This is a genomic window from Limosilactobacillus fastidiosus (assembly GCF_014145505.1).
In the GTDB taxonomy this organism is placed as follows: Bacteria; Bacillota; Bacilli; order Lactobacillales; family Lactobacillaceae; genus Limosilactobacillus; species Limosilactobacillus fastidiosus.
This window is the reverse complement of record NZ_JACIUZ010000001.1, coordinates 1-432: the sequence shown is the minus strand read 5'-3', so window position 1 is coordinate 432 and position 432 is coordinate 1. Positions and strand designations below refer to the sequence as shown.

Annotated in this window: 2 tRNA genes and 1 rRNA gene; all 3 read right to left on the bottom strand. The window is 40.7% G+C overall.

Annotation, left to right across the window (positions count from 1 at the left end):
• Positions 1–139: 139 nt before the first annotated feature.
• Positions 140–212: transfer RNA gene (locus H5R64_RS00015), tRNA-Ala, on the bottom strand.
• Between the two features lie 5 nt (positions 213–217).
• Positions 218–292 (bottom strand) — tRNA-Ile (locus H5R64_RS00010).
• Positions 293–381: 89 nt separating this feature from the next.
• Positions 382–432, bottom strand: a 16S ribosomal RNA gene (locus H5R64_RS00005); the annotation flags it as partial.

Below are 432 nucleotides of genomic sequence, written 5' to 3'. Positions count from 1 at the left end.
TTATCGGATTAATTGAGTTAGCGATTATTTCTTAAAACTCAAAATAACGCGGTGTTCTCGGTTTGTTTTGTTAATTAATAAAGAAAATTGATATTATTTAGTTTTCAAAGTGCAAGCTCGTTAACCTCACGGTTAACAATGGAGAATAACGGAATCGAACCGATGACCTCCTGCTTGCAAAGCAGGTGCTCTCCCAGCTGAGCTAATTCCCCATATATGGGCCTAAATGGACTTGAACCATCGACCTCACGCTTATCAGGCGTGCGCTCTAAACCAGCTGAGCTATAGGCCCAAATAAGCGTCATAATCTTGTTTTGAGAGTAAACCTCTCAAAACTAAACAAAGTTTCAACAATGTGTAGGTTTCCGTTTTATTCCTTAGAAAGGAGGTGATCCAGCCGCAGGTTCTCCTACGGCTACCTTGTTACGACTT